Genomic DNA, 13,677 nt, shown 5'->3' with positions numbered 1-13,677 from the left:
TGTGCTAACGCTAATAAAAAGGACAAAAAAATAGAACACTTGTTCTTTGTTCGTGAAAGTATTATACTTGTTATAATGATAATAACGTATGTATTAATGGATTTGTTAAGCTAGTGAGTCATTTCATTGCAGTATGATTTGGCCCGGAAATTGTGTTTAGTAAGGAAAGGGGAATTTCTGTGGCAAAGAAAGTAAAAACAATCGAGTACAATGATGATGCAATTCAGGTACTGGAAGGACTCGAAGCGGTCAGAAAACGTCCCGGTATGTATATCGGCAGTACTGATGCACGCGGACTTCATCATTTAGTGTACGAGATTGTAGATAACTCCGTAGATGAGGCTTTAGCTGGATATGGAGACCAAATTAGTGTGAAAATACATAAAGATAACAGTGTAAGTGTGTCCGATAAAGGGCGTGGAATGCCTATTGGCATGCATAAATTAGGTAAACCGACGCCTGAGGTCATATTAACGATTCTTCATGCTGGAGGTAAATTTGGACAAGGCGGATATAAAACGAGTGGAGGCCTTCATGGAGTCGGTGCTTCGGTCGTTAACGCGTTGTCTGAATGGCTTGTCGTGACAATCAAGAGGGACGGGTTCATTTACGAACAACGTTTTTTCAATGGCGGAAAGCCAGAAACCACTCTGGAGAAAATCGGCAAAACAAATCAAGCTGGGACCAAAATCCACTTCAAGCCCGATCCTAAAATATTTTCGGTGACGACTTTTAATTATGAGATCCTGTGTGAGCGTCTTCGCGAATCAGCTTTTCTTTTAAAAGGCATGAAGATAGAATTGACGGATGAGCGTAACGACCATAATGAAATTTTCCACTATGAAAATGGCATTGAAGCGTTTGTCGATTATTTAAATGAAGAGAAAGAAACACTCCATAGTGTAGTCAGCTTAGAAGGGGAACAAAATGGGATTGAAGTCGAACTTGCCTTTCAATTCAACGATGGTTATTCAGAAAATATTCTAAGCTTCGTGAATAACGTTCGTACAAAAGACGGAGGCACCCATGAGATTGGTGCAAAAACGGCCATGACACGGGCATTTAATGATTATGCCAGAAAAATGGGGCTATTAAAGGAAAAAGATAAAAACCTCGAAGGTACCGATATACGTGAAGGCTTGTCTTCAATCATTTCAGTGCGCATCCCTGAAGAACTTCTTCAATTCGAAGGACAAACCAAAAGCAAGCTTGGAACCAGCGAAGCCCGTTCTGCAGTCGATTCCATCGTATCAGAGCACCTAGCCTACTTTTTTGAAGAAGATCCGACCACGAGTACCCTATTGGTTAAAAAAGCGATTAAAGCGTTCCAGGCAAGGGAAGCGGCACGTAAAGCCCGTGAAGACGCAAGAAGCGGGAAGAAACGGAAAAAATCCGATGCCATCCTTTCCGGGAAATTAACACCAGCCCAATCGAAAAATCCCGAACGAAATGAATTGTATCTTGTAGAAGGTGACTCTGCTGGGGGATCCGCTAAACAAGGGCGGGATCGCCGTTTCCAAGCAGTTCTACCTTTGCGGGGTAAAGTTATCAATACGGAAAAGGCAAAACTGGCGGATATTTTTAAAAACGAGGAAATAAATACCATCATCCATGCCATCGGCGGAGGTGTCGGGGCGGAGTTCAATACGCCGGACACTAACTATGATAAAGTGATCATCATGACTGATGCCGATACGGATGGGGCCCATATCCAAGTGCTGCTGCTGACTTTCTTTTACCGATATATGAAGCCGTTAATAGAGTCAGGAAAGGTTTACATTGCCTTGCCCCCTTTATATAAAGTGAGCAAAGGGACAGGGAAGAAAGAAGTCATTGAATATGCTTGGAGCGATGAGGAGCTCCAGGGAGCGATAGACAAGGTAGGGAAAGGCTATATGATTCAGCGCTATAAAGGGCTGGGTGAGATGAATGCCGATCAATTATGGGATACCACCATGAACCCGGAAACAAGGACATTGATACGTGTGAAGATCGATGATGGAGCACGTGCAGAAAGACGTGTGACAACTTTGATGGGAGATAAGGTTGAACCGCGTCGTAAGTGGATTGAAGCCAATGTCGCTTTTGGTCTCGAAGAGGAATCGAATATTTTAGATAATGAAAATATGTCGATTGAAGAGGAGGTCATTAACGATGGTATTTGAAGAAACGTTTCGGGATTTGCCGCTTGAAGAGGTAATTGGTGACCGCTTCGGCCGTTATAGTAAATATATTATCCAAGATCGGGCACTTCCTGATGCAAGGGACGGCTTAAAACCGGTGCAGCGCAGGATATTGTATGCGATGCATGTCGAAGGAAACACTCAGGAAAAAGGATTCAGGAAATCCGCAAAAACGGTCGGTAATGTAATCGGTAACTATCACCCTCACGGAGATTCATCCGTTTATGAGGCAATGGTTCGGATGAGCCAAGACTGGAAGCTGCGGAAGGTCATGGTCCAAATGCACGGAAACAATGGTAGCATTGATGGTGATCCGCCTGCTGCGATGCGGTATACGGAAGCAAGGCTTTCATCGATTGCCTCCGAGATGCTGCGGGATATTGAAAAAAGGACGGTCGATTTTGTACCGAACTTTGATGATACTTCAGAAGAGCCCATTGTATTACCTGCAATGTTCCCTAACCTGCTTGTAAACGGCTCTACAGGAATTTCAGCCGGCTATGCCACTGAAATCCCCCCACATCAACTAGGTGAAGTCATTGATGCTGCCATTATGCGAATCGATAAGCCGGAAGCGACAGTCGCTGATTTAATGACTGTCATTAAAGGGCCGGATTTTCCTACTGGCGGTATCATTCAAGGAATTGAGGGCATTCGTAAGGCCTATGAAACAGGTAAAGGGAAAATAATCATTCGCGGGTTGGCGGAAGTGGAAACGATTCGGGGCGGCAAACAGCAAATCGTCATCACTGAAATCCCATATGAAGTCAATAAAGCAAACCTTGTTAAGAAAATGGATGAATTCCGTCTAGACCGGAAAGTGGAAGGTATCGCCGAAGTAAGGGATGAGACCGACCGTACAGGACTGCGCATTGTCATCGAACTGAAAAAAGAAGCAGATGCAAATGGAGTCCTGCATTATTTATACAAAAATTCCGATCTCCAAATTGCATACAATTTCAATATGGTTGCGATTTATAAAAAACGGCCAACATTGATGAGCCTGCCTAAAATGCTCGATGCTTATATCGAACACCGTAAAGAGGTAATCGTGAACCGTTCACGTTATGAGCTGCAAAAGGCACATGACAGGGCACATATCGTCGATGGATTAGTGAAAGCTTTATCCATATTAGATGAAGTCATCGCTGTCATCCGGGCATCTAAAGACAAACGGAACGCTAAAGATAACCTCATAGCTAAATTTGCTTTTACAGAAGCGCAAGCTGAAGCCATTGTCTCCTTGCAGTTATATAGGCTGACAAATACGGATATTACAGCACTTGAAGCAGAGGCAGCGGAATTGAAGGACAAAATTGAGGAATTGACAAAGATTCTTGGCAGTGAAAAAGTTCTTCTTCAAGTAATTAAAAAAGAACTTCGATTCATTAAAAAGGGCTTTGATGACGGACGGCGTTCCAAAATCGAAAAAGAGATTGAAGAAATCAAAATAAATCTTGAAGTCTTGATTGCGAGTGAAGACGTGATGGTTACCGTTACGAAAGAAGGCTATGTCAAACGGACATCGTTACGATCTTATGCAGCGTCAGGAGGTCTTGATTTTGGCATGAAGGATTCCGATCGCCTGCTCCAGAGGCTTGAGATGAATACAACAGATGTCCTGTTGCTGTTCACATCCAAAGGGAACTACCTCTATTGTCCAGTTCATCAGCTTCCTGATATTCGCTGGAAGGAAACCGGACAGCATATCGCGAACATCATTCCAATCGACAGGGAAGAACAAATCATAAAAGCGATTCCAATCAAAGATTTTACCATGCCGGAATTCTTAGTGTTCATCACGAAAAATGGTATGGTGAAAAAGACAGAATTAGCTTCCTATAAAGCCCAGCGTCATTCAAAACCGCTGGTTGGTGTCAATTTAAAAGGTGACGATGAACTGGTCGATGTCCATCATACCGATGGGCAGGCTGACCTTTTCCTAGTCACTCATAATGGCTATGGTTTATGGTTTGATGAAGAAGAAGTAAGTGTTGTCGGTGTCCGGGCAGCCGGAGTCAAAGGGATTAACTTGAAAGAAGATGACTATGTCATTGGCGGAAAAGTTTTGGCCAAGGATAGTAAAGAATCAATCTTTATCGTTACACAGCGCGGGGCCATAAAGAAAATGAAATTAACCGAGTTTGAAAAAACGAGCCGGGCAAAACGCGGTGTCGTGGTCTTGAGGGAATTGAAATCGAATCCTCATAGGGTCATTGGTTTCGATATCATTAACAAAACCGACAGTCTATTCATTCTTTCCGAAAAGGGAACCATTGAAACGATTCATGCCGCTTCATTAAAAAATCATGATCGATATACGAATGGATCATTTGTTTTTGATGAAACGGTTAGTGGAAAAGCGAAAGAATTATGGAAAATATCATTGGAAGATGACACCGCCATAGAGCAGTGAATCATTTTTTTGAACGGGATGCTGGCCTTGATCAGCATCCCGTTTTATTTTCCTGAAAATGCAGTTATATCCACAGGCCAGCACTACAGTTGAGTCTTTTTACGAAAGCAATGTCTTAATTCAAAAATGACTTATTGAGTCAAATTTAAATCCTAGTATTATGAACCTTATATTATTAAGAACGCAGCAAATAATTCAATTTTGAATTTTAGCATTAACTGACTCAACGTATCAAAACGATTTATTTTTGGCACACTCCTTGCATATTGTTAGTATGACTTCTTTATTTTTGAATGAAGAAAGGGGAGGACCAATGGATAGACCTTGGATAAAGCATATCCCGTCCGGAAATCCAATCGAGATTGATATTCCTGAAATTTCATTGACAGAACTATTTTTTCAATCAGTCGAACAGTATTCGGATAATACAGCAGTAACGTTCATGGAGGAAAGGTATACATATTCAGAGTTGGGGAAGTTAGTGAAAAGATGTGCCCGCTTGCTTGCTGATGAAGGGGTTGGAAAGGGAGATCGTGTGGCTCTCATGCTTCCTAATTGTCCCCAATATCCAATTGGTTTTTTTGGAACTCTTTTGAATGGAGCCATTGTTGTCCAAATCAACCCAATGTATAAGGCGAACGAATTAATGCATGTCCTGAAAGATTCAGGTGCAAGGCACATCATTGTACTCGACGATTTATTGCCCATAGTTGAAGCCGTCATGGCTGAAACCGATGTTGAAAAGGTGTTGATCGTGTCTCTGGAAAAGGGAAAATGTGAAATGACAAAAAAACTGCTATCTGTAACAGAGGCGGATTTCACTGTGGAGATTGAACCTGCTAGAGATGTCGCCGTCCTCCAATATACTGGAGGAACGACAGGGCGTTCTAAAGGCGCGATGCTAACCCATCGTAATATCGTAGCCAATACGCTGCAAAGTGCAGCCACTTCAAGAACCAATACTCAAAAGGGGAAGGAAAGGGTACTGGGCGTTTCCCCATTATTTCATGTTTACGGCATGACTTCAGGAATGAATCTGACGTTTTATAATGGCGGGGAATTAATTCTTGTATCCCGATTTCAGGTAACGGAGATCGTCGATATTATCAATAATCTTAAACCGACTATTTTTCCAGGGGTACCGACGATGTATATTGCTTTATTACAATATTACCAGTCCCATCCATTTGATTTGCATACTTTGAAATCTTGCGTTTCGGGTTCGTCACCATTGCCATTGAATGTATTGTCAAGGTTTAACGAACTTAGTGGAACAAAGATTGCTGAGGGCTATGGACTGTCCGAGGCGTCACCAGTCACGCACCGGAATCCAGTCAGCGGCCTGCAAAAACCCGGAAGTATCGGGATTCCGATACAAAATACGGATGCAGCCATAATTGACAGCATTACAGGAGAGCCAGCCCTCTTGGTTGATACACCAGGTGAATTGGTCATTAAGGGTCCACAGGTAATGAAAGGTTATTGGGGCATGCCTGAAGAGACGCGGCAGACGATTCAAAACGGATGGCTGCATACCGGTGATATGGCCAAGATGGATGAAGATGGCTTCTTTTACATTGTGGGACGGAAGAAAGAGATGATCATCGCAGGCGGATTCAATATTTATCCAATTGAAATTGAAGATATACTATACAGCCACCCTAAGGTTCTGGAAGCTGCCGTCTTTGGCGTTCCCGATCAATATCGCGGTGAAACGGTACATGCAGCGGTAGTTCTAAAACCAAGTGAAAGAATAACTGAAAACGAATTGAAGGATTATTGCCGAAAGCAGCTCGCTGCCTTCAAGGTCCCAAAAGCAATCACATTTGAAAGTGAACTTCCGAAGACGGCGGTCGGTAAAATTTTAAAACGCAAGCTTCAAGAAAAACATATCGCTCATTCGAACTAGATATGAAAGCGTTAACAACCAATTCGCAGATAAAGGGGAATGCAAATGGACTTTCGCTTAGATGAAGACATCCTGCTACTTAAAGAAAATATACGCCAGTTTATCGAAGAACAAATCGATCCATTTTCCATGCAGATAGAGGATGAAGATCATATCCCGGAATCCATCATAAATTTATCGAAGGAAATCGGGCTATTCGGACTTAGTATCCCGGAAAGGTATGGCGGACTCGGAATCGGGATGGTGGGAAAATGTGCTTTATATGAGGAAATCGGCAAAACACATAATGGATATACCACTCTGATTGGGGCCCACACCGGTATAGGGACGGTAGGGATAGTTGAAATGGGCAATGAAATGCAAAAGGAAAAATATCTACCAGATATGGCAAGCGGTAATAGAATTGGCGCTTTTGCTTTAACTGAGCCTGCAGCGGGGTCCCATGCTACGAATCTCAAAATGACGGCGGTCAAAAATGGCGATAAATATATTTTAAATGGTACTAAGCATTATATAACGAATGCAGATGTAGCAGATATTTTTACAGTTATGGCCGTTACAGACAAAGATAAAGGGGCGAAAGGGATCACCTCATTTATAGTAGAAAAGGATTTTCCGGGTTTTAGAGTTGGTAGCCTGGAAAGGAAGATGGGTCTTCGAGGCTCACATTCGGCCGAATTATTTTTTGAAGATTGCGAGGTTCCTGCTGAAAATGTACTGGGGGACGTCGGCCAAGGGTATGTAAATGCCTTGAAAATCCTTGCAAATGGTCGGGCAGGCCTTGCTGCCCGTAATTTAGGGTCCTGTCAATACCTGCTCGATCTTTCTACCAAATATGCCACAGAACGTGAACAATTCAATGTCCCGATCATTGATCATCAAGCCGTATCCCATATGATTGCAGAGATGGCAATGGAAATAGAAGCACTTCGCTCATTCACATACAGGGTCGCATGGATGGTCGATCAGAAAGAAAAAATCATTAAAGAAGCGGCCATGCTCAAGTTGTTTGGTTCGGAAGTATATAATCGTATCGCTGATAAGGCCGTTCAGATTCATGGCGGGATGGGATATATGAAGGATTATCCAGTTGAACGTTTCTATCGGGATGCCCGAATCACCAGAATATATGAAGGTACGTCCGAAATCCAAAAGAATATCATTACCGGGCAATTAAAGAGAAAATATCAAAACTAGTCTAATTGGAAAGCGGAGGGGTTAAAATGGATTTACGACTATCAGATGAACAAAAAATGGTGCAAAAAACAATTCGCAAGTTCGTGGAAAATGAATTGATTCCATTGGAAAATGAAGTACTTCGCAATGAAATGGCAGGAAAACCTAGTTTACCAGAGGGGACTTTGAAAGATTTACAGGAAAAAGCAAAAAAAGCCGGGTTTTGGGGCATTAATACTCCGGAGGAATTTGGCGGGGCAGACCTAGGTCAGCTCATGATGGCAATTGTCTTGATGGAAGTATCAAAAACGTTTGTACCATTCAGTTTTGGAGGTTCGGCTGATAACATCCTTTATTATGCAAATGAAGAACAGAAACAGAAATATCTGATCCCTACGATTAATAGTGAGAAAAAGTCCTGTTTTGCCATGACGGAACCGGGAGCTGGGTCCGATACGAGAAATATTAAAATGACGGCAGTAAAAGAAGGGAACGAATGGGTGCTGAACGGTGAAAAAACGTTCATTACCGGAGGAAATGATGCCGATTTCGTCATGGTCATTGCCGTAACAGACAAAGAACGTCATCAAGCGACCGGAACGGAAGGGGTAACCTGTTTCATTGTAGACCGTGATATGGGCTGGAGATCAGAGTATATCAATACGATGGGAGAATGGGGACCGGCCGGTTTAGTTTTTGATAATGTCAGGGTACCCGAAGAAAACATCTTAGGGGAAGTGCATGGCGGTTATAAACTAGGCTTGGAATGGATAGGGTTTGCAAGATGGATCGTAGGCGCACGCGCTGTCGGTTCTGCAGAAAGATTGCTGCAAATGGCAATAGAATACGCTAAAGAACGAGTCACATTCGGTAAACCGATCGCTGAGCGCCAGGCCATTCAATGGCAGATAGCTGATTCGGCTGTAGAGATTGAAGCGGCAAGATGGCTTGTATTGAATGCGGCTTTTACACTTGATAATGGAGAAGACAACCGCCATTTAGCTTCAATGGCTAAACTTTATGGAGCCAATATGGGGAATCGTGTCGTGGATCGAGTATTGCAGATACATGGTGGCATGGGCTATACAAAGGAGCTTCCCATCGAACGTTGGTACCGCGAGGCAAGGCTTTGGAGGATTTATGATGGTACGGATGAAATACAGCGTATGATCATTTCCCGAAATTTGATTAAGGGTCATGTTAAATTAGGACAATTCTTATAATAGATTAGGAGGAAACGATTATGTCAGGGAGATTTTCAGGGAAAACAGCTTTAGTTACAGGTGGAAGCAGGGGGATTGGCCGGGCGATCGTCGAACTGTTTGCCAGTGAAGGCGCAAACGTGGCGATTATCGATATCAACGAAGAGGTTTTGACAGCAACAGGAAATGAATTAAGGGACAAGGGTTATACCATTTTTACCAAAGTGACCAACGTGGTCAATCCAGAAGAGGTGGAAGCATCGATAAAAGAAATAGCCGACACATTCGGATCGCTTGATATTCTCGTGAATAATGCTGGGGTCATCCGGGATAATTTACTTTTTAAAATGACCGATTCAGATTGGCAGACGGTAATGGATGTGCATTTAAAAGGTACTTTTAATGCAGTACGTGCCGCCCAGAAGCATATGGTTGCAAATAAGTACGGAAGAATCATCAATATATCATCCACTTCGGCCCTTGGGAACCGCGGGCAGGCTAATTATTCAGCCGCAAAAGCTGGGCTTCAGGGGTTAACAAAAACACTGGCGATTGAACTTGGCAAATATGGGATAACGGCTAATTCGGTCGCACCAGGCTTTATAGAAACCGAAATGACGAAAGAAACAGCTAGGCGGGTGGGAGTGAGTTTTGAACAATTCATCCAGGATAGGGCAAATAGTATTCCGGTTGCCAGAAGCGGTTTGCCAAGTGATATTGCTCATGCTGTTGCATTTTTTGCCGATGAGGCATCCTCATTCATTAGCGGGCAGGTTTTATATGTTGCGGGCGGTCCAAAAAATTAAGGGGAAAGGCGGGATGTTATGTTCAACGATAGTATTGGAAAACGATCCAAACCCGTTAAAAATATAGTTGAACGGGGAGCAGTTAAAAAATTCGCATTATCGATTGGTGATCCCCACCCGATTTTCATTGATGAAGAAACAGGCAGGCAATCAAGGTACGGTACGAATATCGCTCCACCAACTTTCCCAAGGGTCTTTGATTTTGGGACGATTGAAAGCTTAAATCTCCCGAATAAAGGCTTGATTCACGGTGAGCAGGTATATCGCTATAACAGGCCGCTGAAGGTAGGGGAAGAAATCACCTGTTATACGGAAGTGAAAGACTATTATGAGAAAAAAGGGAAACAAGGGGAAATGGGATTTCTAGCCTTTAAAAATTATGGGACGGATCTAAATGGGGAAATTGTCTTCACTGCTGAACAGCTTGTCATTTTAAATGAAACGATCAGAAGGATGGTGATGAGTAAGTGACGACATTAACCGAAATTCATATTGGTGACTCGTTACATTCTATCGAGCTTGCACCTGTAACGCGACTGGACCTCATTAAATATGCCGGCGCATCAGGTGATTTCAATCCTATTCATACCATTGATGAGGAAGCAAAAAATGCTGGTCTTCCAGGTATCATCGCACATGGGATGTGGACGATGGGAAATCTCGCAAAGCTATTCAGTAATCTTTATGAAATTGGATTTATCGAAGAATACAAGATTCGTTTCAAAGGCATGGTTTTCCTGAATGATGTCATAACTCTTCAAGCGGATCTAAAAGAAAAAAATGGGAATAGATATTTTTTCAACGTGGCGGCCACTAACCAGTCAGGTAAGGAAGCGATCAGTGGAGAGGTTATTTTTAAGACTTACTGAGGTAAAGTAGTGATGAAAATTATTTCATCACTACTTTTTTTAGGAGCGAAATTCGACAATTTTAAAGGAGTTTCGAAAATTATCCAGAATTGTACTTAAAAAGAATTCTTTTTGCGGCGGTGAATAGTAATGAATCAAGTGAAACAGGATTCTCAGCTTAATTTGCTCAAAGAGTGGACCTTTCCTGCACTAGTCGTGGATTCTGCAGATCGGATTAAGGATTGGGGAAACTATTTTAATCAATTGTTAAGCCAGGATGGTAATCATACATTAACCGAACAATTCGATGAGTGGCAATTTCTCGATAATAAAAGGCTTGCAGCTGCAAGGCTGCATGATAAACGGTATTTATTTTTATTAATGAAACAAATGGATGCTGACAATATTCTTTATATAGGCAGGGAAACAGAATTTTTGGACGATTTACTGATTGATGCTCATGAAACGGATAAATTGAATCGCGCACTGGATGCAATAATCGAAAATTCCTATGATGGAATATACATCACCGATCAAGATGGAATCACACTTTATACCAATTCGGCAATTGAACGGATCACAGGCATACCAAAAGAGTATTATATCGGCAAATCTGTGGACCAATTGATTAAACGAGGCATACTGAATGCGTCGGTGACTCATAAGGTAGTGAAGCTGAGACGAACGGTATCAGTCGTACAGGATAATTTTGCGGGAAAGGAAACATTGATAACAGGGAGTCCCGTTTTTAATGCAGAAGGGGAAATAGAGCAAGTCGTTACGAATATAAGGGATTTATCTGATTTAAATGAACTGATGCATGAGTTGACGAAAGCTAATGAACTGAATAATCAATATAAGCAGGAAATTGAGAAACTGCGGAAGATAACGAGCAAAGATGGAGTCGTATTCGTCAGTGATAAAATGAAAATGATTTATGAGATAGCAGAAAGAATATCGGATATTGATGCGACAGTACTCATACTGGGGGAAACGGGTGTTGGAAAGGATGTCCTTGCCCGAAATATCTATAATCGGAGCATCCGATCTAAAAAAGGAGACTTCATCAAAATAAATTGCGGGGCAATTCCCGCTGATTTATTGGAATCCGAGCTCTTTGGATATGAAGGAGGGGCATTTACCGGAGCCAATCAAAAAGGAAAACCAGGGATGTTTGAACTGGCAGAGAGTGGTATCCTATTCCTGGATGAAGTCGGTGAGCTTCCCCTGCAACTTCAGGTGAAGCTGCTCCGGGCCCTTCAGGAAAGGGAGATTCAAAGAATCGGAGGTACAAAACCAAAGAAAATCGATGTTCGCATAATAGCAGCCACGAACCGAAATCTTTCGGAAATGGTCAAATCGGGTGATTTTCGAGAAGACCTCTTTTATAGGTTGAATGTCATTCCGATCACGATCCCTCCTCTAAGGGAAAGAAGAGAGGATATCTTGGCATTGACTGACTTGTTTTTAACAAAAGCAAACGAACAATATAAATTCTCAAAAGAAATAGATTCGCGGTTGAAGGAATATTTTTATCAACATGATTGGCCGGGAAATGTCCGTGAATTGATTAATATAGTGGAAAGGCTCGTCGTGCTGACGGATAATCGAATATTATCGATTAACGACCTTCCGGAAGAATATCAGCCGGAAAATCGGAATCAACCGAACCTCAATGCTACCTTAACTTTAAAAGAAGCGGTGGAAAGAGCCGAAAAGGAAATTTTGACGAAAGCGGCTCAAACTTACCAAACTACATATGAAATAGCAGAAGCCCTGGAATCCAGTCAGGCAACAATCGTAAGGAAACTTAAAAAATATCGATTAAAGGTCAGTGGAAAAGAATAGATGAGTTTGAACTGTACCTCCCATTGTTAGAAAAATGGGAGGTACAGTTTTTTTGACTGATTATACGATAGTCGAAAATTCAATAAAAATATATAGATTGAATGTAAACCAAAGACGAAAAAATAGAATGGAGCAGCAGTGTCCAACCTAGATTCACCAGCTGTAAACATCTTTGGCTAGAGGACGGTCTTACTGAGGAAACCAGTCTGCACCCACAACCACGATTATTGGGAGGAATAGCAGGAGAGGGTATGATACAGCGTGGTAGAATAAAACTATATTTATTTACAGTTCCGATAAATAAGAGGAAAAGCCGATTTATACAGGAGAGGAAGAATATGTAGGATTACAGAATTAATTTATCAACACAGATTTTAGCTCAAAGCTTCAGAATGTCAGAGACAAACAGGGGAAATTATCCATAAGATATCTGATTAAATCCTATTCAATATATTGATTTAAACGGGTTTATTAAAGCTTTAAAGCTTGGTAAGCCATTGAAAATCATGTATATTGTTTTTATACACATACAAGGGTAGTGGATCATTTTAATTGGAAAATATATATAAAGAACCAGCTACACTAGTTCAGCCTAATTATTTTCAAATAAATCACTAGAAGGGAGATATAGAATTTGGACTCACTCCAGTTAATTGAATATGACATAGCCCTGCTTGTACGTCTAACAACATCCCCCAGTAGACAAATAGGCAACCTAGATCGATCCGAGTTTTTATTGCTAAGTGAATTGGATAAGCATGGGCCCCTAGGCATTAATGAATTATCAGACCAATTGAGACTGAACGTGTCTACCGCAAGTCGCCAGGTTGCCGCGATGGAGTCAAAGAAATTCATTCGCCGCTATCCAGATCCGAAAAACGGAAGGATCAGCTTAATTGTCATGACGAAAGAAGGGCAAGAAATATTACATAATGCTCAGAAGTCTCGTCAAGAAAGATTATCCGATATTCTTAAAGACTGGTCAGAGGAAGATTTAAACGTTCTTCAGAGGAATTTAACACGTTTGAATCAGGATATTAAGAACTGGAAACAAAGATAATCCGAATTTTGATAAGCAGAAACAGTATTGTTTATTACATATTTTAATGAACCTTTTCATGAAAAAGCCTAATTCAAATGTTCTTTTGAATTAGGCTTTTTCATTTTTCCGTGTTATAGGTTTGTTTGGGTAATATTTTTATTGCTATATTTTTTATATATTGTATAATACAAATTGCAAATAGCAAGTTTGGGTAAGTTGCATGTTTAACTGCTCAATATGAATGGAT

Annotated in this window: 10 protein-coding genes; all 10 read left to right on the top strand. The window is 41.5% G+C overall.

The features are described from left to right. Positions 1 to 200 precede the first annotated feature (200 nt). The 10 genes from parE to ADA55_RS02520 all read left to right on the top strand — a co-directional run bounded on the left by parE (position 201) and on the right by ADA55_RS02520 (position 13,448). Positions 201 to 2,165 (top strand): DNA topoisomerase IV subunit B, encoded by a 1,965-nt coding sequence (parE, locus tag ADA55_RS02565; protein ID WP_396020273.1) that lies wholly within the window; start codon positions 201 to 203, stop codon positions 2,163 to 2,165. Next, entirely contained in the window at positions 2,155 to 4,599 is a 2,445-nt protein-coding gene (gene parC, locus ADA55_RS02560; protein WP_048678599.1) for a DNA topoisomerase IV subunit A, read from the top strand. The genes parE and parC overlap by 11 nt, the downstream gene beginning before the upstream one ends. A gap of 313 nt (positions 4,600 to 4,912) precedes the next feature. Continuing rightward, positions 4,913 to 6,508 carry a long-chain-fatty-acid--CoA ligase gene (locus ADA55_RS02555; protein WP_048678597.1) on the top strand — a complete coding sequence of 532 codons (1,596 nt, stop codon included), beginning with the start codon at positions 4,913 to 4,915 and terminating at the stop codon, positions 6,506 to 6,508. Positions 6,509 to 6,553: 45 nt separating this feature from the next. After that, positions 6,554 to 7,705 (top strand): acyl-CoA dehydrogenase family protein, encoded by a 1,152-nt coding sequence (locus tag ADA55_RS02550; protein ID WP_048678595.1) that lies wholly within the window; start codon positions 6,554 to 6,556, stop codon positions 7,703 to 7,705. A 26-nt stretch (positions 7,706 to 7,731) separates the two neighbouring features. Continuing rightward, on the top strand, positions 7,732 to 8,907 hold the full coding sequence (locus ADA55_RS02545) for an acyl-CoA dehydrogenase family protein (protein ID WP_048678592.1): 1,176 nt from the start codon (positions 7,732 to 7,734) through the stop codon (positions 8,905 to 8,907). A 20-nt stretch (positions 8,908 to 8,927) separates the two neighbouring features. Continuing rightward, on the top strand, positions 8,928 to 9,692 hold the full coding sequence (locus ADA55_RS02540; RefSeq protein WP_048678590.1) for an SDR family oxidoreductase: 765 nt from the start codon (positions 8,928 to 8,930) through the stop codon (positions 9,690 to 9,692). An 18-nt stretch (positions 9,693 to 9,710) separates the two neighbouring features. Further along, positions 9,711 to 10,163: a MaoC family dehydratase N-terminal domain-containing protein gene (locus ADA55_RS02535; RefSeq protein WP_048678588.1), complete on the top strand. Its 453-nt coding sequence runs from the start codon at positions 9,711 to 9,713 to the stop codon at positions 10,161 to 10,163. Continuing rightward, positions 10,160 to 10,561: a MaoC/PaaZ C-terminal domain-containing protein gene (locus ADA55_RS02530; RefSeq protein ID WP_048678585.1), complete on the top strand. Its 402-nt coding sequence runs from the start codon at positions 10,160 to 10,162 to the stop codon at positions 10,559 to 10,561. The genes ADA55_RS02535 and ADA55_RS02530 overlap by 4 nt, the downstream gene beginning before the upstream one ends. A gap of 129 nt (positions 10,562 to 10,690) precedes the next feature. Beyond that, positions 10,691 to 12,388, top strand: coding sequence for a sigma-54 interaction domain-containing protein (locus ADA55_RS02525; RefSeq protein WP_081088591.1), 1,698 nt, complete (start codon positions 10,691 to 10,693; stop codon positions 12,386 to 12,388). 634 nt (positions 12,389 to 13,022) lie between these two features. Beyond that, positions 13,023 to 13,448, top strand: a complete 426-nt coding sequence (locus tag ADA55_RS02520) for a MarR family winged helix-turn-helix transcriptional regulator (RefSeq protein ID WP_048678582.1) — start codon at positions 13,023 to 13,025, stop codon at positions 13,446 to 13,448. Positions 13,449 to 13,677 lie beyond the last annotated feature (229 nt).

Origin of the sequence: Bacillus sp. 220_BSPC, assembly GCF_001054655.1 — a bacterium.
GTDB lineage: Bacteria > Bacillota > Bacilli > Bacillales > DSM-1321 > Peribacillus > Peribacillus frigoritolerans.
The sequence above is the reverse complement of the archived record's forward strand: the minus strand, read 5'-3'. Positions and strand labels throughout refer to the sequence as shown.